The following is a 24,476-nucleotide window of genomic DNA, read 5'->3' as shown; positions in this document are numbered from 1 at the left end:
GCCCGCGCTTCGCGGTCGACCCATGCCACGTGCTCGGTCCGCGCCGCGCGCCGGGGATGCGCGTCTGCGCCTTGACTGCGCCGGACGCGCGGCTTACCTTCCCTTCAACTGATATACCAGTCCGCCGCTGGATGTCTGACAGAGGAGCGCCAACATGCCAACGCTCTCCGCCTCCACCGCCCTCGATCGGTCGCTGACCGACGCCGACCCCGAGGTGGCCGCGGCCATCGCGGCCGAACTCCGCCGCCAGCAGACCACCCTCGAAATGATCGCCAGCGAGAACTTCGCCCCGCTGGCCGTGATGCAGGCCCAAGGCTCCGTACTGACGAACAAGTACGCCGAGGGCTACCCCGGGCGTCGCTACTACGGCGGCTGTGAGAACGTCGACGTCATCGAGCAACTGGCCATCGACCGGCTGAAGACCCTGTTCGGGGCCGAGTACGCGAACGTGCAGCCGCACTCCGGGGCCCAGGCCAACGCGGCCGCCATGGCCGCGCTGCTCACGCCGGGAGACACGATCCTCGGGCTCGACCTCGCGCACGGCGGCCACCTGACCCACGGCATGAAGCTGAACTTCTCCGGCAAGCTGTACCAGGTCGCGGCCTACCACGTCGACGAGCACGACCACCGCGTCGACCTGGCTGAGGTCGAGCGGCTGGCCCACGAGCGGCGTCCGCAGCTGATCGTCGCCGGGTGGTCGGCGTACCCACGGCAGCTGGACTTCGCCGCGTTCCGGCGGATCGCCGACGACGTCGGCGCTTACCTGATGGTCGACATGGCGCACTTCGCCGGGCTGGTCGCGGCCGGGCTGCACCCGTCGCCGGTGCCGCACGCGCACGTGACGACGTCCACCACGCACAAGACGCTCGGCGGCCCACGGGGCGGCTTCATCCTGTCGAGCGCCGAGCTGGCCAAGAAGTTCAACTCGGCGGTCTTCCCCGGGCAGCAGGGCGGGCCGCTGGAGCACGTCATCGCGGCGAAGGCGGTCGCGTTCAAGCTGGCCGCCGAGCCCGCGTTCCGCGAGCGCCAGCAGCGCACCCTCGCGGGCGCCCGGATCCTGGCCGAACGCCTGCTCGCCGACGACTGCAAACAGGCCGGCGTCGGCGTGGTCAGTGGCGGCACCGACGTCCATCTGGTGCTCGTCGACCTGCGGGAGTCGCCGCTGGACGGGAAGCAGGCCGAGGACCGGCTGCACGACATCGGGATCACGGTGAACCGCAACGCGGTGCCGTTCGATCCGCGGCCCCCGATGGTGAGCTCGGGCGTCCGCATCGGAACGCCCGCCCTCGCCGCCCGGGGCTTCGACGAGGAATCCTTCCGGGAGGTCGCCGACGTGATCGCCACCGCACTGCAGCCGTCCCCCGACGCCGAGGCGCTGCGCGCCCGGGTCACCGCCCTGGCCGAGCGCTACCCGCTCTACGCCGAGGGGGTCCTGTGAATCCCCGGCCCCCGGGCGCCGACCTGCCCGATCACCCGGACTTCCTCTGGCGCAACCCCGACCCGAAGCGCTCGTACGACGTCGTGATCGTCGGCGGTGGCGGCCACGGCCTGGCCACCGCCCACTACCTGGCCCGGAACCACGGCATCACGAACGTCGCCGTCCTCGAGAAGGGCTGGCTGGCCGGCGGCAACATGGCCCGCAACACCACGATCATCCGCTCGAACTACCTCTGGGACGAGAGCTCGGCGATCTACGAGCACGCGCTCCAGCTCTGGGAGACTGTCGAGGACGACCTCGGCTACCCGATCCTGCTCAGCCAGCGCGGGGTCCTGAACCTGGCCCACAGCCTGCAGGACGTCCGCGACTCGGTCCGCCGGGTCGAGGCCAACAAGCTCAACGGCATCGACGCCGAGTGGCTCGACCCGGACGAGGTCCGCAAGATCTGCCCGATCGTGAACACGTCGGCCGACATCCGCTACCCGGTACTGGGCGCGACCTACCAGCCCCGCGCCGGCATCGCCAAGCACGACTACGTCGCCTGGGGCTTCGCCCGCCGGGCCGACGAGGCCGGGATCGACCTGATCCAGGACTGCGAGGTGGTCGGCTTTTCGACTCACGACGACCACGTCACCACGGTGAGAACGTCGAGAGGCGACATCAAAGCCGGCAAGGTCCTGCTCTGCGCGGCCGGGCACACCTCCACCCTCACCGACCTGCTCGGCTTCCGCGTGCCGGTGCAGAGCCACCCGCTGCAGGCCCTGGTCTCCGAGCTGCTCGAACCCGTCCACCCGACGATCGTCATGTCCAACGCCGTCCACGTGTACGTCTCCCAGGCCCACAAGGGCGAGCTGGTCATGGGCGCCGGCGTCGACTCGTACAACGGATACGGGCAGCGGGGCGCGTTCCACATCATCGAGCGCCAGATGGCCGCGGCCGTCGAGCTGTTCCCGGTGTTCGCCCGCGCGCACCTGCTGCGCAGCTGGGCCGGGATCGTCGACGTCAGCCCGGACGCGTCGCCGGTCGTCGGCCGGACGCCGTACGCGAACGTCTACCTGAACTGCGGCTGGGGGACCGGCGGCTTCAAGGCCACGCCGGGCATCGGCTGGTGCCTGGCCGACACGGTCGCCAACGACGAGCCCCACCCGTACGTCGCGCCGTTCGCGCTCGACCGCTTCGTCACCGGCGCGCTGGTCGACGAGCACGGCGCCGCCGCCGTCGCGCACTGATTCGAGGGGAAGAAATGCAACTCATCGACTGCCCCTGGTGCGGCCCCCGCGAAGAGGTCGAGTTCTCCTACGGCGGCCAGGCCGGCGTCGCCTACCCGGCCGACCCGGCCGCGCTCTCCGACGAGGAGTGGGCCTCCTACGTCTTCTACCGCGACAACCCGAAGGGCCGGTTCGCCGAGCGGTGGAACCACGCGATCGGCTGCCGCCGCTGGTTCTCCGCGGTCCGCGACACGGCCACCTACCGTTTCGAGGCCCGATGAGGACCCCGGCCGGCGGCCGGATCGACCGCACCCGGACCCTGACGTTCACGTTCGACGGCGAGACGTACACCGGCCACCCCGGTGACACGCTCGCCTCGGCGTTGCTGGCCGCCGGAAAGACGGCGATCGCGACCAGCATCAAGTTCGGCCGGCCGCGCGGGATCACCGCCGCCTGGGCCGAGGACCCGGGCGGCCTGGTGCAGATCGAGGAGCCCTTCCCCGAGCCGATGCTGCTGGCCACGACCGTCGAGCTCCACGACGGCCTGTCGGCCTCCGGCCTTCCCGGTCAGGGCCGTCTGGCCGACGTCCCGGACGCGGCCCGCTACGACTCCCGCCACCACCACGTGGACGTTCTGGTGGTCGGCGCCGGTCCGTCGGGGCTCTCGGCCGCTCTGGACGCCTCCCGGGCCGGCGTCCGCGTCGCGCTGGTGGACGAGCAGAGCGAGGCCGGGGGCTCGCTGCTGAGCGAGCCGGAACCACCGGAGTGGGTCGCGGCCGCGGTCGAGGAGCTCACCGCCAACCCCGATGTCCTGCACCTGCAGCGCACGACCGCGTTCGGGACCTACGACGACGGGTTCGTGCTGGCGCTCGAACGGCGCACCGACCACCTCGGGCCGGCCGCACCGAAGCACGTGTCGCGCCAGCGGGTGTGGAGGCTCCGGGCCCGCGAGGTCGTCGTCGCCACCGGTGCCCACGAGCGCCCGATCGTGTTCGCCGACAACGACCGGCCCGGCATCATGCTGGCCGGCGCGGCCCGGACGTTCCTGCACCGCTACGGGGTGCTCCCAGGCCACGAGGCCGTGGTCTTCACGACCAACGACAGCGCCTACGCGGCCGCGCTCGACCTGCACCGGGCCGGCGTTCGGGTGCGTGCCGTGGTCGACGCGCGGGCCGAGGTGCCGGCCGGGCTGCTGGAGGAGTGCGCCCGGGCCGGAATCTGGGTGACCCGCGACTCGGTCGTCACCGGCACCCGGGGCGTCGAGCGGATCACGCACGCGCTGGTCTCGTCCGGCGACGACAGCGTCCCGGCCCCGGTCGCCTGCGACCTGCTGCTGGTCAGCGGCGGGTGGAACCCGGCCGTGCACCTGTTCAGCCAGGCCCGCGGCCGGTTGCGCTACGACGATTCCCTGGGCGCGTTCGTGCCCGGCGAGGAGCTGGACGGCCTCCGCGTGGTCGGGTCGGCGGCCGGTGAGGGCCTCGACCCGGCCCAGGTGCTCTGGCGGGTGCCCGGCCCGGCCGAGTCGCAATTCGTCGACCTGCAGCGGGACGCGACCGTCGCCGACATCCGGCACGCGGTCGGCGCCGGGCTGCGCTCGATCGAGCACGTCAAGCGCTTCACGACGATCGGCACGGCGCACGACCAGGGCAAGACGTCCGGCGTGCTCACCTCCGGGATCGTCGCCGAGCTCCTCGGCGTCCGGATGGAGGAGACGGGAACCACGACGTTCCGGCCGCCGTACACGCCGGTCGCGTTCGCGGCCCTGGCCGGACGCGACCGCGGCCGGCTGTTCGACCCGGAGCGCTACACGGCGCTGCACCCGTGGCACCAGGCGGCGGGAGCGGTCTTCGAGGACGTCGGCCAGTGGAAGCGCCCGCGCTACTACCCGCGGCCGGGGGAGGACCTGGAGGCCGCCGTGCTGCGCGAATGCGCGGCCGCGCGGACCGGCGTCGGCATCCTCGACGGCTCGACGCTCGGCAAGATCGACGTCCGGGGACCGGACGCGGGGGTGCTGCTCGACCGGCTGTACACGAACCTGATGAGCTCGCTGAAGCCCGGGATGGTGCGCTACGGCGTGATGTGCGGGGTCGACGGGATGGTGATCGACGACGGCACGGTCATGCGGCTGGCCGACGACCACTTCCTGGCCATGACCACCACCGGCGGGGCGGCGAAGATCCTCGACTGGATGGAGGAGTGGCTCCAGACCGAGTGGCCCGACCTGCGGGTGACCTGCACCTCGGTCACCGAGCAGTGGTCGACGTTCCCGGTCGTCGGCCCGCGCTCGCGGGACGTGATCGGCGCGGTGTTCCCGGACGTCGACGTGTCCAAGGAGGCGTTTCCGTTCATGGCGATCCGGGAGACGACGCTCGACGGCGTGCCGATCCGGCTGGCCCGGATCAGCTTCTCCGGCGAGCTGGCCTACGAGGTGTACGTCAACTCGTGGTACGCGGTCGCGGTGTGGGAGCGGCTGCTGGCCGCCGGGGCGGCGTACGGCATCACGCCGTACGGCACCGAGACCATGCACGTGCTGCGGGCCGAGAAGGGCTATCCGATCATCGGCCAGGACACCGACGGCACCGTGACGCCCCAGGACCTCGGCATGTCGTGGGTGGTGTCGAAGAAGAAGCCGGACTTCGTCGGCAAGCGGTCGTTCGCCCGGGCGGCCAACCAGGACCCGCTGCGCAAACAGCTGGTGGGGCTGCTGCCGCTCGACCGGGAGACCGTGCTGCCGGAGGGGTCGCAGATCGTCGAGTCGCTGTCGCTGGTGCCGCCGGTGCCGATGCTCGGGCACGTGACGTCCAGCTACCGGAGCGCCGAGCTCGGGCGGCCGTTCGCGCTGGCGCTGGTCAAGGGCGGGCACGGTCGCGTGGGTGACGTCCTGCAGGTGCCGGTCGGGGGCACGCTCGTGCCCGTGGAGGTCACCGGGTCCGTGCTCGTCGATCCGGAAGGAGCCCGCCGCGATGGCTGAGCTGCTGCGTACCCACCCGTTGGAGTCCCGGGCGGACGCCCTGGCCGCGGCCGGAATCACGGTCGAGCCGTACGTGGCGATGACGAACGTGCGGGGCGAGCCGCCGGTGGCCGCGAACACCTGGGCCGACGTGGACGGCGGGCGGGCGATCTGGCTCGGCCCCGACGAGTGGCTGCTGACCAGCGCGGACGAGGCACCGGAGGACCTCGAGACGCGCACCGGCGGCACCGACGTGTCCGCGCAGCGGATCACGCTGCGGCTGGCCGGTGCGCGGGCTCGCGACCTGCTGGCCGGCGGGTGCGCGATCGACCTGCATCCCCGGGTGTTCGGGCCCGGGCAGTGCGTGCAGACCCGGCTGGCCCAGGCCGCGGTCGTGCTGCTCCGCGAGGAGGACGAGTACGTGGTGCTGGTGCGGTCGTCGTTCGCCGGGTACCTGGCCGACTGGCTGCTGGACGCGGCCGCGGAATACCGCTAAATGACGGCCCGGATCGCGCGCTCGAAGCCGAGGACGTGCTCGCGGGCCAGCTCGTCGGCGTGGTCGCCGTCACCGGCGGCGATCGCCCGGAGCAGCTCGACGTGCTCGGCCACGACGTTGAGGTCGAACGTGGACAACCGATCGAGGAACATGCAGTGAATGCGCGTCGCCAGGTTGTCGTAGCGGATCAGCACGTCTTCGAGGTGCGGGTTGCCCGCGGCCCGGTAGATCGCCCGGTGGACGCCGAGGTCCCAGCGCATCACGTCGGTGCGGTTCGTGTGGTGGACGTCGAGCCCCTCGGTGCGGACGGCCAGTTCCTCGAGTTCGGCCCGGGCCGGGCCGGGCGCCCGTTCGGCGGCCCGGCGGGCGGCGAGCGGCTCGAGCTGGACCCGGATCTCCGAGAGGTGGGCCAGGTCGGCGATGTCGAGGCCGGTCGCGAACGTGCCCCGGCGGGGGAACGACACGACCAGCCGGTCGACCTCCAGACGCTTCAGCGCCTCCCGTACCGGCGTGCGGCCCATCCCCAGCGAGGTGGCGATCGCGTCGTCGTCGATCGGCTCGCCGGGGCGGATCGCCAGCATGATGAGCCGGTCGCGCAGCGCCAGGTAGGCCCGGTCGGCCATCGAGGCCGGAGCCGCGTCCGGCGCGAGCGAGGCTGCATACATGCAACTAATATATCAGGAGCGCGTGCGTGACGATCAGCGCCTTCGAGCTGTTCAAGGTCGGTATCGGTCCGTCCAGTTCGCACACGGTCGGGCCGATGCGGGCGGCCTGCTCGTTCGCGTCCCGGCTGGCCTCGTCGGGGGTGCTGGACCGGGTGGCCCGGGTGCGCTGCGAGCTGTTCGGGTCGCTCGGGGCGACCGGCCACGGGCACGGCAGCGTCCCGGCCGTGGTGCTGGGCCTGCTGGGGGAGCGTCCGGAGCTGGTGGATCCGGTGGCGGCCGCCGCCCGGGTGGTGGCGGTCCGGGACAGCGGGAAGCTCCCGCTGGCCGGCTCGCACCCGATCGCGTTCGCCGCGGACGACGACGTCGTGCTGCACCGGCGGAAGCGGCTCGACTTCCACCCGAACGGAATGCTGTTCGTGGCCTGCGATTCGGCGGGCGCCGAGCTCGACCGGCGCGAGTACTACTCGGTCGGCGGCGGGTTCGTGCTGGACGAGTCCGGGCCCGGAGCGATCGTCGAAGATCCCACCCCGGTGACGTACCCGTTCCGGACCGGGGCCGACCTGCTGGCCCACACCGACGCGACCGGCCTGCGGATCAGCGACGTCATGCTGGCCAACGAGCTCGCCTGGCGCACCGAGGACGAGATCCGGTCCGGGCTGCTGCACCTCTGGTCGGTGATGCAGGAGTGCGTCGACCGCGGCTGCTCGACGCCCGGCGTCCTGCCCGGCGGGCTCAAGGTGCGGCGGCGGGCGGCCGCGCTGCGCGAGACGCTCGAGGCCGGCCAGGACCACGCCGACCCGCTGCGGGCGATGGAGTGGGTGACGCTCTACGCGCTGGCCGTCAACGAGGAGAACGCGGCCGGCGGGCGGGTGGTCACCGCGCCGACGAACGGAGCGGCCGGCATCGTGCCCGCGGTACTGCATTACTACCGCGACTTCGTCGAGTCGTTCGACGACGACGGCGTCGTCCGGTTCCTGCTCACCGCGGCCGCGATCGGTCTGCTGTTCAAGGAGAACGCGTCGATCTCCGGGGCCGAGGTCGGCTGCCAGGGCGAGGTCGGGTCGGCCTGCTCGATGGCCGCGGCCGGGCTGGCCGAGGTGCTCGGCGGCACTCCCGAGCAGGTCGAGAACGCGGCCGAGATCGGCATCGAGCACAACCTCGGGCTGACCTGCGACCCGGTCGGCGGGTTGGTGCAGATCCCGTGCATCGAACGCAACGCGGTCGCGTCGGTCAAGGCGATCACCGCCGCGCGGATGGCCGTGCGGGGCGACGGGCAGCACCACGTCCCGCTCGACAAGGCGATCAAGACCATGCGCGAGACCGGCGCCGACATGAAGGACAAGTACAAGGAGACGGCGCGGGGCGGCCTGGCCCTGAACGTCGTCGAGTGCTGAACGATCGTCCAGGGATCTTGAACGTTCGTCCAGTCGGGCCGTATTCTCGGGGTCATGACGACCGTGTCCGCCGACGACGTCCGCCGGATCTCGTCGGGCTACTCCGAGGTTCCGGAACGCTCCTTCTCCTTACGCGCCGAGGCCTACGTCGACCCGCACTGGCTCGCCGTCGACCGGGCCGCGATCTTCCGTCGCAGCTGGCAGTGGATCGGCCACGTCGAAGCGCTGCGCGAAACCGGTAGCTACGTGACCGCGACCGTCGCCGAGATGCCGATCGTCGTCGTCCGCGACCGGGACGGTGAGCTGCGCGCGTTCTACAACGTCTGCCGGCACCGGGCCCACGAACTGCTCACCGGCGCCGGCACCGCGCACAACCTCGTCTGCCCGTACCACGCCTGGACCTACGGGCTCGACGGCCGGCTCAAGGCGTCCCGCCGGGCCGACCGGATGGAGACGTTCGACAACCGCGACGTCTGCCTCGCCCAGGTGCAGGTCGAGGTGTTCGGCGGCTTCGTCTACGTCAACCTGGACCCGTCGGCCGCTGGGCTGGCGTCGCAGGCCCCCGATCTCGCCGCGGAGATCGCCCGCTGGGCCCCCGACGTCGAGCGGCTGACGTTCGCCCGCCGCCTCGAGTTCGACGTGGCATCGAACTGGAAGAACGTCATCGACAACTTCCTGGAGTGCTACCACTGCCACATCGCGCACCCGGAGTTCGTGTCGCTGGTCGACATGAGCACCTACGAGGTCCGCACGCACGGCATCTGGTCGAGCCACTTCGCCCGCGGCGGTGGTGACAACACCGCCTACGACGTCGCCGGGGCCACCGTGAACGAGCACGCGGTCTGGTGGCTGTGGCCGAACACCTGCCTGCTGCGCTACCCGGGCCGGGGCAACTTCATGGTGTTCCAGGTGCTGCCGGTCGCGCCCGACCGGACGCGCGAGACCTGGGACTTCTACTTCGAGACCGCCTCGGTGGAGGACGCCGAGGAGGAGTCCATCCGCTACATCGACGAGGTGCTCCAGGCCCAGGACATCGCGATCGTCGAGAGCGTCCAGCGCGGGATGAGCACGCCCGCGTTCGACCAGGGACGGATCGTCGTCGACCCGGCCGGCTCGGGCTTGTCGGAGCACGGCGTGCACCACTTCCACGGCCTGATCCTCGACGCCTACCGGACGGCGGTGACCCCGTGAGGCCGGTCATCATCACCTGCGCCCCCACCGGCGGGATCCACACGCCGACGATGTCGGAGCACCTCCCGATCACCCCGGACGAGATCGCGCAGGCGTCGATCGAGGCGGCCGAGGCCGGAGCGGCGATCATCCACCTGCACGCGCGGAATCCGGCCACCGGGCAGCCCGATCCGCGCCCCGAACTGTTCCAGCAGTTCCTGCCGCGGATCGCCGCGGCCTGTGACGCGGTGGTCAACGTCTCCACCGGCGGAGGGCTCGGCATGACCCGGGAGGAGCGGCTGCGGGCCGCGGTGGCCACCTCGCCGGAGATGGCGTCGCTCAACGTCGGGTCGATGAACTTCGGCATCTTCCCGATGGCCGCGAAGTACTCGTCGTGGAAGTACGACTGGGAGCCACAGTTCCTGGAGATGACCCGCGACTTCATCTTCCGGAACACGTTCGCCGACCTCGAGTACGTCGTGAAGGAGCTCGGCCAGGGCCACGGCACGAAGTTCGAGTTCGAGTGCTACGACCTCGGCCACCTCTACAACCTGGCCTGGCTGATCGACCAGGGCTGGATCGAGCCGCCGTTCTTCGTCCAGCTGGTGTTCGGCGTGCTGGGTGGCGTCGGGGCCGACCTCGACAACCTCCAGCACCTGCACACGATCGCCGACAAGCTCTTCGGCGTCGACTACGAGTGGTCGGTGCTGGCGGCCGGACGTCACCAGATGCCGTTCGCGACGAGCGCGGCCATGCTCGGCGGGAACCTTCGCGTCGGGCTGGAAGACAGCCTGTACCTCGGGCCCGGGGAGTTGGCCGCGTCCAACGCGGCGCAGGTGCGGAAGATCCGCGGGATCGTCGAGTCGCTCGGGCACCGGATCGCGACCCCGGCGGAGGCGCGGGAGCGCCTCGGATTGAAGGGAGCGGACCGTGTCCGGTTCTAGGGTCACCTCGCTCGGCGGGGGCGTGATCGGAGCGTCCTGGACCGCGTTGTTCCTGGCCGCCGGTCATTCGGTGACGGTCTACGACCCCGATCCGGGCATCGAGCCGAAGGTCCGGACGGCGGTCGAGACCGCCTGGCCCGCGCTCACCGCGCTCGGCTTCACCGGCGACCCCGACCGCGTGGCTTTTTCCGACGATCCTCGCGACGCCGTCGAGGGCGCCGAATTCGTGCAGGAGAGCGTGCCCGAGCGGGTCGCGCTCAAGCACGAGCTGTACGCGCTGATCGAGCCGGCGCTGGACGCGGACGCCGTGGTGGCGTCGTCGGCGTCGGGGCTGACGCTGGGGGAGTTGCAGGGTGGTTGGGCGGCGCCCGACCGGTTCGTGCTCGGGCATCCGTTCAACCCGCCACACCTGATCCCGCTGGTCGAGGTCATGGGCAACGAGCGCACCGGGCCGGGGGTCGTCGGGCGGGCCCGGGCGTTCTACGAGTCGGTGGGGAAGGTGACGATCGAGGTGCGGCGGGAGGTGCCGGGGCACGTGGCGAACCGCCTCCAGGCTGCGCTGTGGCGGGAGGCCGTTCACCTGGTGAACTCCGGTGTGGCGAGCGTCGAGGACGTCGACCTCGCGGTGTCGGCCGGGCCCGGGCTGCGGTGGGCCGCGTTCGGGCCGACGACGCTGTTCCACCTCGGGGCCGGGGAGGGCGGGCTGGCCGAGTTCTGCGTCCGCTACGCCGACAGCTTCCACCGCTGGTGGGACGACCTCGGCGATCCCCGACTGGACGAGGCCACCGTCCGGCGGCTCGTCGACGGCCTGACCCCGGCCGACGACCTCGCCGCCCGCCGGGACGCGCTGATCGTCGCCTACCTGGCCGCCCGGGGCCTCGGCTCGGGCGGGAGTGCGGGATCCTTTCCGGCATGACCGAACCGGCCCGGAGCTCCGCACCGAACCCCGATCGCCAGGAGCGCATCCTCGACGCGGTGCTGCACCTGCTGGCCCACCACGGCATCTCCGGAGTCAGCGCCCGGGCCGTCGCGCGCGAGGCCGGCGTCGCCCTCGGACTGGTCAACTACCACTTCGGCGACAAGGTGGGACTGATCCGGGCCGCGCTCCGCCGGGTCGAGGAGCAGGATCTGGCGCTGGTCGAGCCCGATCCGCTGAAGCTTCCTGAGGACCGGCTGCGGGCCGCCTTGCGCCGGGTCGCCGACCCGGAGTTCCTGACGACCGAGTACCTGTCGCTGCGCCTCCAGCTCTGGGCGCTGGCCCGGGCGAACCCCGAGTTCGCGCACCTCAACACCGAGGCCCAGGCCCGGTACCGGACGATGCTCGCCGCGCTGATCCGGGGCGCGCGCCCGGGCCTTCCGAAGGCCGAGGCGGCCAGGCGCGCTACGGATATCGATGTTCTGCAGAACGGGCTCTGGCTCACCGCGCTGCTGGGCCTCGACCAGGCCGCGATCCGCCGCACGGTCCGCCGCTCGGAAGAGATCGCCTTCGCCTAGCGAGGGCCCGGCCGGAGGCCGGGGGTCGGCTCCCGGGGAGCCCTGCGCGGCTCGGCGGCCGATCCGGTCGGAGCGTTCCGGACAGGTGAACGGGATCCGCCGCTCGCGGGAGCACCCGATCGGGTCGGGTGGGGAACCCGCTGGCGTTGATGCGGGCCCGCGTTTGACCGCGGTGTTCGTCAGGCGCCGGCGGCCGGCTTGGCGCAGGCTGCGCCCCCGGGATCCGGATCGCAACCGGGAGCCGCCCAGAGGCCGCAGCTACCCACAGGACACTCGCTAGGGCATGCGGCTCGCGCCATCTCGGATCGCCTCTCGGATCCGGAAATACGTCCCGCACCGGCAGATGTTCCGGATCCCGTCCAGATCAGCGTCCGTGATCTCCCGACCCTCAGCACGCACCCGCCGCACGAGCGCGACCGCGGCCATGATCTGCCCCGGCTGGCAGTAGCCGCACTGCGCGACGTCATGGTCCAGCCACGCCTGCTGCATCGGATGCAGGCCGGAATCGGTCGCCAGGCCCTCGATCGTCGTGACGTCGTCGGTCGGCTGCAGGTCCCCGACCGGGATCGCGCACGGGTTGACCGCCTTTCCGTTCAGGTGGCTGGTGCAGGCCTTGCAGACGTTGATCCCGCACCCGTACTTCGGCCCGGTGATGCCCAGGACGTCACGCAGCACCCACAGCAGCCGCACGTCGTCCTCGATGTCGACGCTCACCGGCTCACCGTTGACCCGGAACGTATGCACAACAATCTCCTACTCGGCCAGCGCGCGGCCATTGGTCGGTGACGGCGGAACCGGCGGAACCGTGGGCTTGACCGGGAACGACACCGTCCCGTGGTTGATCGGGAAACTCGTCGGCATGGTGCCGGTCGCGCGCCCGTAGGCGCAGGCGACGGCGGCGAACGTCGTCGCGACGCCGAGCTCCCCGGCGCCGCCCGGGTGGTCGGACGTGTTCGGCAGCACGACGACCCGGACGTCGGCCGGCGTGTTCCACTGCCGGGTGTAGAAGTAGTTGTCCCAGCTGGCCTCCAGGAAATACCCGTCGCGCAGGTGCAGGCTGGAGGTGAGCGCGAGCGCGATGCCGTCCGAGACGCAGCCGATCATCTGGGCCTCCAGGCCGCGCGGGTTGACGGTCAGCCCGACATCCACGGCGACCACCGCCTTCGTCACCCGCGGCCCGGTCACCCCTTCCCGTACCGACCGGCCGACGGTCTCCGGCCGGGCGTCGATCTCCACCAGCACGGCGCTCACCGACTTGTACTCGGTGTGGATCGCCAGGCCCTGGGCGGTGCCCGCCGGCATCGCACGGCCCCAGTCACCGGCCGACGCGACCGTCTCCAGCGCGGTCCGCGCCCGCGGATCCCGCAGCAGGCCGAGCCGCAGGTCGTACGGGTCCTTCCCGAGCTTCGCGGCCAGCTGGTCGAGCATCAGCTCCCGCGCGCAGGTGACGTCGGGGGAGTAGACGTTGCGCATGCTCCCGGTGTTGAAGCCCTCGTCGGTCTCGGCGAGCAGCCGGCTGACCGCGCCGAACCGGTACGGCGTCGACTGGCTGAGCTGGAAGAACGTCTCGGAGAAGCCGGCGTCGCCGACCGGCAGCTTCGCGACCGTCGCGGTGATGATCTCGCCGATCCCGTGCCCGAGGTCCGTCGAGACGCTGGTGTGCCGCTGGCTGAACCCGAGCACCCGATCGCCGACGTACGTCATCCGCACCCGCGAGCGCGCCATCGGGTGGGCCCGTCCCTGCCGGGCGTCGTCGGCGCGGTGCCACATCAGCCGCACCGGCTTCCCGACCGCCTTCGACACCTCGGCCGCCTCCAGCGCCGCGTCGAAGAACAGCTTGCGGCCGAACGACCCGCCGCCCTCGACGACGTGCACGGTCACCGCGCCCACCGGCAGGCCCAGCCGGGCGGCGATCGTCTGCTGGGCGACGATCGGCGACTTCAGCCCGGCCCAGATCTCGGCCCGCCCGTTCCGGACGTCGGCGACCGCGCAGTTCGGCTCCAGCTCGCTGTTCCCGCGGAACGCGAACGTGAACACGCCCTCGATCGTCGGCGTCAGCGGCTTCGGGCCGAGCGGTACCTCGGCCCGGGCCAGCTCCTGCTCGACGTCCTGATCGGACTTCCCCTCGGCCGTGCCCGGCCCCCACGACACCCGCAGCGCGCGGACCGCGTCGATGCACTGCCCGAACGTGTTCGCCCGCACGGCTATCCCGGTCGAGATCGGCACGACGTCGGTCACCCCGGGCATCGACCGCACCGCGTCGAGGTTCGCGACCGCGCCCGGCTTCCCGTTGATCGTCGGCGCGCGGCACACCATCGCCGGCTTCGCGTCCGCGACCTTCAGGTCCATCGCGAACGTCTTGCGTCCGGTGACCGCGGCCAGCGCGTCGACCCGGTTGCGGGGCGTCCCGATGACGTCGAACTGTTCCCGCGGCCGCAGCTCCACCGCGACCGTCGTCGTGCGTCCGCTCGCGGCTTTCGCCGCCAGGTCCCCGATGCCGACGCTCCGCCCGGCCGCGTCGCTGATCACGCCCGCCTTCAGAACGAGGACGCCTACCGGCGAACCGAGCTGGGCCGCCGCCGCCTCGAGCAGTCGCCCCCGGGGCCACCGCGGCGGCGACCCGGATCGGCGTGTACGTCGAGAACGTGGTGTTCGACCCGCCGGTGAGCTGGTTGAACACCAGCTCCGGACGGGCGTCGGCGAGCGTGACCCGGACCCGCTCGAGCGGCACCGACAGCTCCTCGGCGATGAGCATCGCCGACGAGGTCGTGATGCCCTGCCCCACTTCGGCCCGGGGCAGCGCGAACGAGACCGTCCCGTCCGCGTTGACCACCACCGAGATCAAGTTCGACGTCGGCGCCGCGGCCAGCGTCATCAGGTCGTTGAGATCGACGATCTCGGTGAGGTCGGCCGCGGCCGGACCGGAGCCGAGCAGGTCGGCCGCGGCCACCAGGGTCGGCGCGGCCAGGACATACCCGAGGAAACGTCGTCGTCCCATCGTCACGCGGGCCATCATGGCGTCCGCTGAGGCGGTTGATGGCAAGAATGTTGATTTCAGTCGTCTTTTCCGGCGCTTATGACAACACCCTTGACCCCGGCTGCCGGACCGGATTCGCTCAGGTCATGGACCCCCGGAAGGCCCTCGCCGACGTCCGTCACGGTGTGTACTGGCTCGAGGACCCGGGCCGGCCGGCCGTGACCCCGGCGCTGACCTCCGACACGACCTGCGACCTCGCGGTCGTCGGGGGCGGCTACTCCGGGTTGTGGACCGCGTTGATCGCCAAAGAGCGCGACCCGTCGCTGGACGTCGTCCTGCTCGAAGGGGCCCGGATCGGGCACGCGGCCTCGGGCCGCAACGGCGGGTTCTGCGCGGCCAGCCTCACCCACGGCCTGCGCAACGGCCTGGCCCGGTGGCCGTCGGAGCTGGCCGAGCTGGAACGGCTCGGCGCGGTGAATCTGCAGGCGATCGAGGACACGCTGACCCGCCACGACATCGACGCCGAGTGGGAACGCACCGGCGCGCTGAACGTCGCGACCGAGCCGTACCAGGTGGACGACCTACGCGCCGAAGCCGCGCAAGCCGCCGACCATGGCGTCACGCTCGACTATCTGGACGCCGACGCGGTCCGCGCCGAGGTCGACTCGCCCACCTACCTGGCCGGAACCTGGGACCGCACCGGCACGGCGCTGGTGCACCCGGCCAAGCTCGCCTGGGGCCTGGCCGACGCCTGCCGCCGGCTCGGCGTCCGCATCTTCGAAGTGACGCCCGCGTTGGGGCTGACCTCGGCCGGAGCGGGTCTGGCGATCCGGACGCCGCAGGCGACCGTGACCGCACGGCAGGTCGCGCTGGGCACGAACGTGTTCCCGTCGCTGGTGCAGCGGGTCCGGCCGTACACGATCCCGGTCTACGACTACGCGCTGACGACCGAACCGCTGACGCCGTCCCAGCGGGACGCGATCGGCTGGCGCAATCGGCCGGGGCTGGGCGACTCGGCCAACCAGTTCCACTACTACCGGCTCACCGCCGACGACCGGATCCTCTGGGGCGGCTACGACGCGATCTACCACTTCGGCGGCCGGGTCCGGTCCCGCTACGAGTACCGGCCGGAGACGTTCGCGACCCTCGCCGAGCACTTCTTCACCACGTTTCCGCAGCTGGAGGGCTTGCGTTTCACGCACGCGTGGGGCGGTGCGATCGACACCTGCACGCGCTTCTCGGCGTTCTTCGGCACTGCGTACCGGGGCCGGGTCGCCTACGCGGCCGGCTACACCGGCCTCGGCGTCGGAGCGACGCGGTTCGGGGCCGAGGTGATGCTCGACCTGCTGGCCGGGGAGTCGACCGAACGGACCAGGACGCGGATGGTCCGCTCGACCCCGCTGCCGTTCCCGCCCGAACCGCTGCGGTACGCCGGGGTCGAGCTCACCCGTCGATCGCTGATCGCGGCCGACCGGCGCGGCGGCCGCCGGAACCTCTGGCTCCGGGCGATGGACGCGGTCGGCTTCGGTTTCGACAGTTAGGCGAGGCCGCCCGCCTCTTCGAGGCGTTTCTCGACGCGCTCGGCGACGCCGAGCAGGTACGGGTCGCGCTGCGCGCGGGCGCGACCCTGCACCGAGTCCTCGCCGTGCCGCGCCGCCTTGTCGTCCAGCCGGGCCTGGACGCTCATCCGCTGGCCGAAGGTGCCGACGCGCTGATCGGCGTAGGTGAGGGCCTCGGAGACGACCGACCGCTCGTCGGGGTAGCGGGCCAGGGCTCGGGCCCAGTCGTCGGTGTCGGCGGCTGCGGCCGCGAGGAAGCGGGTGCCGGAGTGGTGGGCGACCAGGCCGCAGATCCGGGCCGGCCAGCCGTGTCGTTCCAGGTAGGCGGCACCGTCGAGCGGGTGCAGGCCGGTGTCGGAGAGCGTCGGGCTGTAGCCGATGTCGTGCAGCCAGGCCGCGACGACGAGCGTCTCGGCGTCCTCGACCGGCACCGTGACCGCGAGAGCGGCGGCGCACTCGGCGACGCCGACCGTGTGCCGCCACCGGTCGTCGTTCGCGCCGAGCAGGTCGCGGGCCAGGGCCTGCGCTGCGGTGAGGGCGTCTGCCGCGGTCTGCATGTACCGACCGTAAGCCGCGAACCGGACGACCGGACCGCTGGGGGAGGACGTTCATACCGCGTGCACGTCCGTAATCAAACGGTGACGAACGGTGGCCCACGAAGGGTGTCGATCGTTCTAGTCTGTGCGCCGGATGAACGTGGGGTATCCGGGAGGCGACTGTGCTCGGCGAGAATGGCGTTCCCAGTCTTCGGCTGCGGCAGATCCTGCGCACGTACTGTCATCAGCTCGATCCGCTCGGGGTCGCCGATCTGCGGGCGAGCCTGGCCGCGGGGAAATATCCGTGGCTGCACGACGAGCTCACCGCGGCGCTGACGACGTCGTCGCCGGACGGGGCGTGGTGGCTCGAGTCGGTCGGCGCGGCCGCCGAGAGCAGCCCGGCGCCGGCCCGTCTCGGCACCGCCGCCGCTCAGCGCTACCTCTGGCACACCCTGTTCCCCGCCGAGTCCGCCCCGGTGCGTTAGCCCGGTCCCTCGTTCTTCGTGACGGGCCCACCAGCCACCGCACGCGCCGCGGCCGCTCGGGGCTAGTCCAGGTCTCGGGCGAAGACGCGGAAACCGGTTCGGTCGGTGTGCAGGTGCCAGAGGGTGGCGGCCAGGGTGTCCGGGTCGGTGTGCGGGTCTCCCGCGGTGATCGCGCCCGGGATGATCAGCTGCCCGACGTGGATGTTCTCCGGTGCCAGCTCGGTGTGCAGCATCGACGCGTACGCGCCCTCGCCCGCGAAGGCGATCGACGTGCCGGCCACGCGCGGGTTGGGCCGGGCGCCACTGCCCCCGTTGGCGAACAGGATCGTGCCGCGGCCGAGCGTCCGCATGCCGGGGAGCACCTGACGCACGGCGGTGACCGGTCCGTAGATGGAGAACTCGACCGCGCCGGTCAGGTCGGCGACGGTCGTGTCGAGCAGCGGACGGAGGAAGTCGCGGTGCGGCAGCGGGCTGTACTGGAGAACCTCGATCGGGCCGAGGTCGCGGGCGGCCGCGTCGAGCGCGCCGGTCAGTGCGGTCGGGTCGCGGACGTCGGCGGCATAGCCGGCACAGTCGGCACCACCCACCTCCTTGGCGAGCTCGTCCACGTGCTCCTGCGACCGGGAGATCAGCGCGACCGAGAACCCCTCGGCGGCGAAGCGCCGGGCGACCGCGGCCCCGAGTCCGCGGCCGGCTCCGACGATGGCGAGAGTGGTCATGGGGTCCTTCCGATCAGGCCGTCCAGGAACAGGTCCAGCGCGGCCGGGTAGGCGCTGGTCCGCATCGTTGCGGCCAGCGCGTCCGAGCAGGCCGCGATGTTCGGGTGGGTATCCGCGCCGAGCCGCGCGTACACCGTGGTCCAGGCCGCGTCGTCGGCCGTGTCGGTGTCGTGCGGAAGGGCCGCGGCCGACGCGTCGAGCGCGGCGAAGCCGAGCGTCAGGTCGATGAACGCGTGGTAGTGCCGGGCCGCCTCGGCCGGGGTGAAGCCGGCGGCGCGCAGGATCCCCAGACCGACCTCGATCGTGCTGATCTCGTGCGGACGCCCGGTGACCCGGGACGCGGTCAGCGCGGAGATCCGTGGCTCGGCGACGAGCGCCGAGTGGATGCGCAGGCCCAGGTCGCGGAGCGTGCGGCGGAGGTCGGGGCCGGGCCGGAAGTCGGCCAGGTACTGGCCGATCAGGTCGTCGGCGACGGCGCGGATCAGGTCGTCGGTGTTGCGGAAATACCGGTAGACCGACGACGGATCGGCGCCGAGCGCCAGGCCGAGCCGCCGGACGCTCAGCCCCTCGGAGCCGTGCTCGTGGATCAGCCGGATCGCGGTGCGCACGATCAGCTCGTGGCTGAGCACGACACCGGTCTTGGTCGGCCGGTTCCGCCGGCGGGTGGTCGTCACTCGGGCCATGCCGTTATGACAACACTCTTGACCCACCGGCGCCACCGGTAGTTCTCTCGGGGGCGGCCCCGACGAACGGAACCCTGACCCGATGAGCAACCACCACGCGGACATCGTCTTCGCCGGAGGACCGGTGCTCTGCACCGACGGCGCGCGCACGCGGGCGCGCGCGCTCGCCGTGCGCGACGGCCGGATCGTGGCCGTCGGCCACGACGTCTCCGACCTGGTCGGTCCGAAGACCGAGACCGTCGACCTCGCCGGTCGCTTGCTCCTGCCCGGTTTCCAGGACGCCCACGTGCACGCGGTCATGGGCGGGCTGGAACTGGGCCAGTGCGATCTGACCGGCACGGTCGAGGTGGACGAGTACCTCCGGCGGATCCGGGCGTACGCGTCCGAGCACCCGGAGGCGCCGTGGATCCTCGGCGGGGGCTGGTCGATGGAGAGCTTCGCCGGTGGGGTGCCGACCGCGGACGTGCTGGACGCGGTCGTGCCCGACCGGCCGGTGTTCCTCTCCAACCGCGACCACCACGGGGCCTGGGCCAACACGCGGGCGCTCGAGCTGGCCGGCATCACCGCGGACACGCCCGACCCGGTCGACGGGGTGATCAACCGGGACGACCGGGGCCGGCCGGTCGGGGCGCTGCAGGAGGGCGCGATGTCGCTGGTGGCGGCCATCCTCCCGCCGGTGACCCCGGCCGACCGGCTGGCCGGGCTGCTGCGGGCGCAGACCCTGCTGCACTCGCTGGGCATCACGGCCTGGCAGGACGCGATGGTGTGCGCGTCGAATGGGTATCCGGACGTCTCGGACGCGTACCTGACCGCGGCCCGGGACGGGCTGCTGACCGCGAGCGTGGTCGGGGCGCTGTGGTGGGACCGGGCGCGGGGCGCCGAGCAGATCCCCGACCTGCTGGAACGGCGGGAAGGGCTGACGCTCGGCCGGCTGCGGTGCTCGACCGTGAAGATCATGCAGGACGGGGTGGCCGAGAACTTCACCGCGGGCATGACGACGCCTTACCGCGACGCGTGCGGGTGCGCGACGACGAACGCCGGGCTGAGTTTCGTCGACCCGGTGGCGCTGCGGGAGTACGTGACGTCGCTGGACGCGCTCGGGTTCCAGGTGCACTTCCACGCGCTGGGCGACCGCGCGGTGCGCGAGGCGCTGGACGCGGTGGAGGCGGCGCGGGCCGCGAACGGGTTCCGGGACACCCGTCCCCACCTGGCCCACCTGCAGGTCGTGCACCCGACCGACGTGCCGAGGTTCCGGCGGCTCGGGGCGACGGCGAACCTGCAGGCGCTGTGGGCGGTGCACGAGCCGCAGATGGACGAGCTGACGATCCCGTTCCTGGGTGGGGAGCTGGCCGGGTGGCAGTATCCGTTCGGTGATTTGCTGCGGGCCGGGGCGACGCTGGCGGCCGGGAGCGACTGGCCGGTGAGCAGTCCGGATCCGCTGGCGGCGATTCACGTGGCCGTGAACCGGCGGTTGTTCGGGGTGTCGGGTGCGGCGTTTCTGCCGGAGCAGCGGTTGGATCTCGGGACGGCGTTGGCGGCCTATACGGCCGGGTCGGCGTACGTGAACCATCGGGACGACTCGGGGTCGTTGCGGGTCGGGGGCCGGGCGGATCTGGTGGTGCTGGATCGCGACCCGTTCGAGGGGCCGGCGGAGGAGATCGGGGCCGTCCGAGTGGCCGAGACGTTCGTCGACGGGTTGCGGGTCTACGGCTGACGTTCCGGGAGGGCGGAACGGTGAATGGCTCGCATCCGGTCGTCGAACGGGGGGACTGGGCCGACGACCGGGATGCCCGGGGCGACGTCGGTGATCGCAAGCGGGCGGACCGGCGACGCCGGGAGGCCCCAGGACTCGCGCCAGGACGCCAGCTGCGCGCCGGACGCCGCGTACACGATCCGGCCGAGCCCGGCCCACCCGTGCGCGGCCGCGCACATCGGGCAGTGCTCCCCGGAGGTGTAGACGGTCGCGGTGGCCCGGTCGGCCTCGGGCAGGTTCGCGGCCGCCCACCGGGCCAGCGCGAACTCCGGGTGAGCGGTCGGGTCGTTCGTGCTCGCTTCGCGGTTCGAGTCCTCGTGCAGCACGCGCCCGTCGGCGTCGACGAGGACGGACCCGAACGGTCCGTCGCCCCGGGCCAGCGCCTCTTCGGCGAGTTCGACGCAGCGCTCCAGATAGGTGATCACCGGCCCACCGTAAGGCTAGGTGACCAGGCCGGTGCGGTAGGCGTAGACGACCGCCTGGACGCGGTCGCGGAGGCCGAGCTTGGTGAGGATCCGGGACACGAACGTCTTGACGGTCTCCGGGCTGACCTGCAGCGCGACCGCGATCTCGCGGTTGGAGAGACCGTCGGCGATCAGGCGCAGCACCTCCAGCTCCCGCGGGGTGAGGACGTCGGTGGGCCCGCGGCCCTCGGGCGGGCGGATCCGGGCCGCGTACCGGCCGACGAGCCGGCGGGTCACCTCCGGGTCGAGCAGCGCCCCGCCCGACGCGACCGTCCGGATGCCGTTGAGCAGGTGGGCCGGCGGGGCGTCCTTGAGCAAGAAACCGCTGGCGCCGGCCCGCAACGCCTCGTAGACGTACTCGTCCAGATTGAACGTGGTGACGACCAGCACGGTGACCGGGTCGGCAACACCGGCCCCGGCCAGGCGACGGGTGGCCTCGATGCCGTCGCCGCCGGGCATCCGGACGTCCATGACGACGACGTCCGGGCGGAGCCGGTGGGCCAGGTCGACCGCGGCGCGGCCGTCGCCGCACTCGCCGACGATCTCCAGGTCGGGCTGGGCGTCGATGATCGTGGCGAAACCGGTCCGGATGAGGGCCTGGTCGTCGCAGACGAGAACCGAGATCGTCACGGGCGCGTCCCGGCCGGGATCCGGGCTTCGACCAGGAAGCCGCCGTCGTCGCCCGGTCCCGCGCGGAACTCGCCGCCCACCACCGCGACCCGCTCCCGCAGGCCCGACAGCCCTCGGCCACCCCCGCCGGCCGAGCTCCCGGCCCAGCCGCCGGCCGAGCTCCCGGCCCAGCCGCCGGCCGAGCTCCCGGCCCAGCTGCCAGCCTGCCCCGCCGAGCTTCCGGCCTGCCCGGTCGAGGTCCCGGCCGAGCTTCCGGCCGAGCCCGAGCCGTCGGTGCGAACCCGCACGATGATCTCCCTCCCGCCGTACCGCACCCCGACGACCGTCCGGCCGCCGTGGTCGTGTTTCAGGGCGTTGGTCAGCGCCTCCTGCACGACCCGGTACGTCACCAGCTCGGCGCTCCCGCTGGTCTCGGCCGGTCGGCCCTCGGCGGTGAACTCGACCGGCTGCCCGGCCTGGCGCGTCTGCTCGACGAGCGCGTGCAGGTCGCCGGCCGCGGGCTCCCGGGCGTCCCCACCGTGGTCCGGGTCGAGCAGGTCCAGCAGGTGACGCAGGTCGGAGATCGCCCGCCGTCCGGTGTCGGAGACGGCGGCGAGCGTCCGGTCCAGACGGTCGGGCGCGGCGGTGAGGTACCGCGCGGCCTCGGCCTGGACGACCATCGCGGTCACGTGATGGGTCACCACGTCGTGGAGCTCGCGGGCGATCCGGGTGCGCTCGGCGACCCGGGCCGCCTCGGCCAGCCGCAGCCGGTGCTCGGCCTCGGCCGCCCGGCCGGCCCGTAACCCGCCGCCGACGCGCCACGCGCCGGCCATGAAGACGTACAGGATCACCGCCTCGGCCGCGCCCACGTGCAGCGGCAGACCCAGAGCGACGAAGACGACGGTCGCGGCCACGACCGTCGCCCGGCGGTGACGCTCCACGTGGACGCCCGCGCTGAGCAGCGCGAGCAGCACCGCGGACCCGGCGACCGTGTGGTACCCGAGGAGCTGGTCGGCGACGAACCCGGCCGCGACCAGCCCCAGCGACGTGACCGGGAACCGCCGCCGGATCGCCAGCGGCAGCGTCTCGCCGGCCACGACGAGAACCCCGACGGCGTCGAACGCACGGTCGGGGCCGGGGCCGATCTGGGTGCCGTGACCGTGCAGACCGGGTAGCAGCGCGGCTCCGAAGAGGACCAGCGCGAGCGGGAGGTCCCGAACCATGACGTCCGCCCGTGACCACCGTTCCATGGCCACTCACGGTACGGAGCGCTCCGTCCACAGTCGTCACCGCGTGGGGGACACCTTCGCGTAGCTCGCTCGGGGGACGGGCAGGTGCGCTCCGATGGGTGACGATTTGCCGGTCTTCGCTCCCTAGCGTGTGGCGGGACATCGTCACCGAGCGAGGAGTGAACGTGAAGAGGCTGTTCTGGTCGATGACGGCGGTGGCCGCCGTCCTCGCCGCCGGATCACTGTCCGTCGTGGCGCAGGCGTCGGACGCACCGGGCATCGCGTGGGGGAAATGCCCGGCGCCGCCAGTCGGCGTCACCGTCGACCCGACGCAGCAGTGCGGGACGGTAACGGTCCCGCTGGACTACCGGCATCCCGACGGTAAGACGATCTCGATCGCGGTGTCCAAAGTTCCGGCGACAAATCCGGCGAAGCGTCGCGGTGTGCTGCTGATGAACCCGGGCGGGCCCGGCGGCGAGGGGCTGAACCTGCCCAGCACGTTCCCCGCGTCGCCGTCGGTGGCGGCGGTCTACGACCGGATCGGGTTCGACCCGCGGGGCGTCGGGCACAGCAACCCGGTATCGTGCGGTTTCACCGCGGCCGAGATGACGCCCCCGTACCCGTATCCGGCGCCCGACGGGTCGATCGCGGCCAACGTGGCGTTCGCGAAGTCGGCGGCCGCGCGGTGCGCGGCCCGGTCGGGCGGCGTGCTGCCGTTCCTGACCACCGCGAACACCGCCCGCGACCTCGACCGGATCCGGGCCGCGCTCGGCGAGAAGACGATCTCCTACGTCGGGACGTCGTACGGCACCTACCTCGGCGCGGTGTACGCGACGCTGTTCTCCGCGCGGCTGGACCGGGCGCTGCTGGACAGCTCGATCGACCCGGCCAAGGTCTACTACGGCAACTTCCGGCTGGAGAGCACGGGCTTCGCGGCCCGCTTCCCGGACGCGGCCTCCTACGCGGCCGCTCGCGACGCGTCACTGCACCTGGGGGCGACGCCGGAAGCAGTGACCGCGTCGTGGGTCGCGCTGACGAAGAAGCTCGACCGGAAGCCGGTGACCGTGGCGGGCGCCCCGGTCGCGTTGTCGGGCAACGTGCTGCGCGGGCTGACGACGATGCTGCTGACCTCCGACCAGGCCCTACCGCTGCTGGTCGGGGCCTGGCAGGCGGCCGCCTCGCTCGCGGCCGGCTCCGCGACCGACGCCGACGTGCAGGCCCTGCAGCAGCTGTTCGCGCTGGCCGACCCGGCGAGCGCGGTGTCACCCGGCGTGCCCGCCGACAACACGCTCTCCGCTGCCTACGCGGTGGCCTGCGACGACGTCCGCTGGCCCTCCGACGTCCGGGTCTACGCGCGGAACGTGGCCGCGGACCGGGCCGCGCACCCGCTCTCGGCCGGCGCGCTGTCGAACATCTGGCCGTGCGCGTTCTGGCCGACCGCGCCGGTCGAGCCGCCGGTGCGGGTCACCGCGAGCGGGCCGCGGAACATCCTGATGCTGCACCACGAGCGCGACCCGCTGGCCGCGCTGGAGGCCGGCCGGGGCATGCACCGAGCGCTGGGCCGCCGGTCGGTGCTGGTGACCGTCGACGGCGGGGGACACGGCGTCTACGGGGTGCCGGGGTCGTGCGCGACGGCGGCCGCCGACGCGTTCCTCCTGTCCGGGACGCTCCCGGCCCGCGACACCCGCTGCGCCTGACCCCGG

The 24,476-nt window shown here is 72.5% G+C and carries 22 protein-coding genes and 1 pseudogene; 14 read left to right on the top strand and 9 right to left on the bottom strand.

The features are described 5' to 3' along the window. The first annotated feature begins 154 nt into the window (after window positions 1–154). Genes glyA through FL583_RS33745 form a run of 5 tightly spaced genes read left to right on the top strand, consistent with a single transcriptional unit; the run spans window position 155 to window position 6,092 of the window. Complete coding sequence (glyA, locus tag FL583_RS33765; protein ID WP_142708954.1) at window positions 155–1,438, top strand: serine hydroxymethyltransferase; 1,284 nt, start codon at window positions 155–157, stop codon at window positions 1,436–1,438. Next, a complete protein-coding gene (locus FL583_RS33760) occupies window positions 1,435–2,667 on the top strand; it encodes a sarcosine oxidase subunit beta family protein (RefSeq protein WP_142708953.1) in 1,233 nt (410 codons plus the stop codon). Before glyA ends, FL583_RS33760 begins: the two co-directional genes overlap by 4 nt. Before the next feature lie 14 nt (window positions 2,668–2,681). Beyond that, window positions 2,682–2,927 (top strand): sarcosine oxidase subunit delta, encoded by a 246-nt coding sequence (locus FL583_RS33755; RefSeq protein WP_142708952.1) that lies wholly within the window; start codon window positions 2,682–2,684, stop codon window positions 2,925–2,927. Next, window positions 2,924–5,617: an FAD-dependent oxidoreductase gene (locus FL583_RS33750; protein ID WP_142708951.1), complete on the top strand. Its 2,694-nt coding sequence runs from the start codon at window positions 2,924–2,926 to the stop codon at window positions 5,615–5,617. Before FL583_RS33755 ends, FL583_RS33750 begins: the two co-directional genes overlap by 4 nt. Then, entirely contained in the window at window positions 5,610–6,092 is a 483-nt protein-coding gene (locus tag FL583_RS33745) for a sarcosine oxidase subunit gamma (protein WP_142708950.1), read from the top strand. The genes FL583_RS33750 and FL583_RS33745 overlap by 8 nt, the downstream gene beginning before the upstream one ends. Here FL583_RS33745 and FL583_RS33740 read toward each other — a convergent pair. After that, complete coding sequence (locus tag FL583_RS33740; RefSeq protein ID WP_142708949.1) at window positions 6,089–6,757, bottom strand: GntR family transcriptional regulator; 669 nt, start codon at window positions 6,755–6,757, stop codon at window positions 6,089–6,091. The genes FL583_RS33745 and FL583_RS33740 overlap by 4 nt on opposite strands. 26 nt (window positions 6,758–6,783) lie before the next feature. Here FL583_RS33740 and FL583_RS33735 point away from each other — a divergent pair, with 26 nt between their 5' ends. Genes FL583_RS33735 through FL583_RS33715 form a run of 5 tightly spaced genes read left to right on the top strand, consistent with a single transcriptional unit; the run spans window position 6,784 to window position 11,759 of the window. Beyond that, window positions 6,784–8,151, top strand: a complete 1,368-nt coding sequence (locus FL583_RS33735) for an L-serine ammonia-lyase (protein ID WP_142708948.1) — start codon at window positions 6,784–6,786, stop codon at window positions 8,149–8,151. A gap of 54 nt (window positions 8,152–8,205) precedes the next feature. Next, on the top strand, window positions 8,206–9,342 hold the full coding sequence (locus FL583_RS33730; protein ID WP_142708947.1) for an aromatic ring-hydroxylating oxygenase subunit alpha: 1,137 nt from the start codon (window positions 8,206–8,208) through the stop codon (window positions 9,340–9,342). Next, window positions 9,339–10,265: a 3,5-dioxohexanoate:acetyl-CoA acetone transferase gene (kce, locus tag FL583_RS33725; protein ID WP_142708946.1), complete on the top strand. Its 927-nt coding sequence runs from the start codon at window positions 9,339–9,341 to the stop codon at window positions 10,263–10,265. The genes FL583_RS33730 and kce overlap by 4 nt, the downstream gene beginning before the upstream one ends. Then, window positions 10,252–11,181 (top strand): 3-hydroxyacyl-CoA dehydrogenase NAD-binding domain-containing protein, encoded by a 930-nt coding sequence (locus FL583_RS33720; RefSeq protein WP_142708945.1) that lies wholly within the window; start codon window positions 10,252–10,254, stop codon window positions 11,179–11,181. Before kce ends, FL583_RS33720 begins: the two co-directional genes overlap by 14 nt. After that, window positions 11,178–11,759, top strand: a complete 582-nt coding sequence (locus FL583_RS33715) for a TetR/AcrR family transcriptional regulator (protein WP_142708944.1) — start codon at window positions 11,178–11,180, stop codon at window positions 11,757–11,759. Before FL583_RS33720 ends, FL583_RS33715 begins: the two co-directional genes overlap by 4 nt. 276 nt (window positions 11,760–12,035) lie before the next feature. Here FL583_RS33715 and FL583_RS33710 read toward each other — a convergent pair whose 3' ends face one another. Continuing rightward, on the bottom strand, window positions 12,036–12,509 hold the full coding sequence (locus tag FL583_RS33710; protein ID WP_142708943.1) for a (2Fe-2S)-binding protein: 474 nt from the start codon (window positions 12,507–12,509) through the stop codon (window positions 12,036–12,038). A 3-nt stretch (window positions 12,510–12,512) separates the two neighbouring features. Beyond that, window positions 12,513–14,757, bottom strand: a pseudogene (locus FL583_RS33705) (molybdopterin cofactor-binding domain-containing protein). Window positions 14,758–14,882: 125 nt separating this feature from the next. Here FL583_RS33705 and FL583_RS33700 point away from each other — a divergent pair. Further along, complete coding sequence (locus tag FL583_RS33700) at window positions 14,883–16,277, top strand: NAD(P)/FAD-dependent oxidoreductase (protein ID WP_142708942.1); 1,395 nt, start codon at window positions 14,883–14,885, stop codon at window positions 16,275–16,277. On the opposite strand, the gene FL583_RS33695 is transcribed toward FL583_RS33700, so the two are convergent. Then, entirely contained in the window at window positions 16,274–16,852 is a 579-nt protein-coding gene (locus tag FL583_RS33695) for an HD domain-containing protein (RefSeq protein ID WP_142708941.1), read from the bottom strand. The two genes, FL583_RS33700 and FL583_RS33695, sit on opposite strands and share 4 nt — an antisense overlap. Window positions 16,853–17,013: 161 nt before the next feature. Between FL583_RS33695 and FL583_RS33690 the strand changes: the two genes are divergently transcribed. Continuing rightward, complete coding sequence (locus FL583_RS33690; RefSeq protein ID WP_142708940.1) at window positions 17,014–17,316, top strand: hypothetical protein; 303 nt, start codon at window positions 17,014–17,016, stop codon at window positions 17,314–17,316. 62 nt (window positions 17,317–17,378) lie between these two features. On the opposite strand, the gene FL583_RS33685 is transcribed toward FL583_RS33690, so the two are convergent. Both FL583_RS33685 and FL583_RS33680 read right to left on the bottom strand, forming a co-directional pair. Continuing rightward, on the bottom strand, window positions 17,379–18,035 hold the full coding sequence (locus tag FL583_RS33685) for an SDR family NAD(P)-dependent oxidoreductase (RefSeq protein ID WP_142708939.1): 657 nt from the start codon (window positions 18,033–18,035) through the stop codon (window positions 17,379–17,381). Next, window positions 18,032–18,718, bottom strand: coding sequence for a TetR/AcrR family transcriptional regulator (locus FL583_RS33680; protein ID WP_142708938.1), 687 nt, complete (start codon window positions 18,716–18,718; stop codon window positions 18,032–18,034). The genes FL583_RS33685 and FL583_RS33680 overlap by 4 nt, the downstream gene beginning before the upstream one ends. Before the next feature lie 82 nt (window positions 18,719–18,800). Here FL583_RS33680 and FL583_RS33675 point away from each other — a divergent pair, with 82 nt between their 5' ends. Next, entirely contained in the window at window positions 18,801–20,432 is a 1,632-nt protein-coding gene (locus FL583_RS33675; protein WP_142708937.1) for an amidohydrolase, read from the top strand. Here the strand turns inward: FL583_RS33675 and FL583_RS33670 are convergent. The 3 genes from FL583_RS33670 to FL583_RS33660 are packed head-to-tail and all read right to left on the bottom strand — an operon-like array spanning window position 20,423 to window position 22,794. Continuing rightward, window positions 20,423–20,896, bottom strand: a complete 474-nt coding sequence (locus FL583_RS33670) for a nucleoside deaminase (protein ID WP_142708936.1) — start codon at window positions 20,894–20,896, stop codon at window positions 20,423–20,425. The genes FL583_RS33675 and FL583_RS33670 overlap by 10 nt on opposite strands. A gap of 15 nt (window positions 20,897–20,911) precedes the next feature. Beyond that, a complete protein-coding gene (locus tag FL583_RS33665; protein ID WP_142708935.1) occupies window positions 20,912–21,565 on the bottom strand; it encodes a response regulator in 654 nt (217 codons plus the stop codon). After that, window positions 21,562–22,794 (bottom strand): sensor histidine kinase, encoded by a 1,233-nt coding sequence (locus FL583_RS33660; RefSeq protein ID WP_142708934.1) that lies wholly within the window; start codon window positions 22,792–22,794, stop codon window positions 21,562–21,564. The genes FL583_RS33665 and FL583_RS33660 overlap by 4 nt, the downstream gene beginning before the upstream one ends. 164 nt (window positions 22,795–22,958) lie before the next feature. Between FL583_RS33660 and FL583_RS33655 the strand changes: the two genes are divergently transcribed. Then, window positions 22,959–24,470, top strand: a complete 1,512-nt coding sequence (locus FL583_RS33655) for an alpha/beta hydrolase (protein WP_142708933.1) — start codon at window positions 22,959–22,961, stop codon at window positions 24,468–24,470. The last annotated feature ends 6 nt before the right edge of the window (window positions 24,471–24,476 follow it).

Origin of the sequence: Cryptosporangium phraense, from assembly GCF_006912135.1 — a bacterium.
In the GTDB taxonomy this organism is placed as follows: Bacteria; Actinomycetota; Actinomycetes; order Mycobacteriales; family Cryptosporangiaceae; genus Cryptosporangium; species Cryptosporangium phraense.
This window is presented reverse-complemented; position numbering and strand designations above follow the sequence as displayed.

Excerpts from the sequence above, each read along its gene's own strand:
- glyA (WP_142708954.1), top strand. The coding sequence starts at position 155 with ATGCCAACGCTCTCCGCCTCCACCGCCCTCGATCGGTCGCTGACCGAC.
- FL583_RS33755 (WP_142708952.1), top strand. The coding sequence starts at position 2,682 with ATGCAACTCATCGACTGCCCCTGGTGCGGCCCCCGCGAAGAGGTCGAG.
- FL583_RS33750 (WP_142708951.1), top strand. The coding sequence starts at position 2,924 with ATGAGGACCCCGGCCGGCGGCCGGATCGACCGCACCCGGACCCTGACG.
- FL583_RS33745 (WP_142708950.1), top strand. The coding sequence starts at position 5,610 with ATGGCTGAGCTGCTGCGTACCCACCCGTTGGAGTCCCGGGCGGACGCC.
- FL583_RS33740 (WP_142708949.1), bottom strand. The coding sequence starts at position 6,757 with ATGTATGCAGCCTCGCTCGCGCCGGACGCGGCTCCGGCCTCGATGGCC.
- FL583_RS33730 (WP_142708947.1), top strand. The coding sequence starts at position 8,206 with ATGACGACCGTGTCCGCCGACGACGTCCGCCGGATCTCGTCGGGCTAC.
- FL583_RS33715 (WP_142708944.1), top strand. The coding sequence starts at position 11,178 with ATGACCGAACCGGCCCGGAGCTCCGCACCGAACCCCGATCGCCAGGAG.
- FL583_RS33700 (WP_142708942.1), top strand. The coding sequence starts at position 14,883 with ATGGACCCCCGGAAGGCCCTCGCCGACGTCCGTCACGGTGTGTACTGG.
- FL583_RS33695 (WP_142708941.1), bottom strand. The coding sequence starts at position 16,852 with ATGCAGACCGCGGCAGACGCCCTCACCGCAGCGCAGGCCCTGGCCCGC.
- FL583_RS33685 (WP_142708939.1), bottom strand. The coding sequence starts at position 18,035 with ATGACCACTCTCGCCATCGTCGGAGCCGGCCGCGGACTCGGGGCCGCG.
- FL583_RS33680 (WP_142708938.1), bottom strand. The coding sequence starts at position 18,718 with ATGGCCCGAGTGACGACCACCCGCCGGCGGAACCGGCCGACCAAGACC.
- FL583_RS33675 (WP_142708937.1), top strand. The coding sequence starts at position 18,801 with ATGAGCAACCACCACGCGGACATCGTCTTCGCCGGAGGACCGGTGCTC.
- FL583_RS33660 (WP_142708934.1), bottom strand. The coding sequence starts at position 22,794 with ATGGAACGGTGGTCACGGGCGGACGTCATGGTTCGGGACCTCCCGCTC.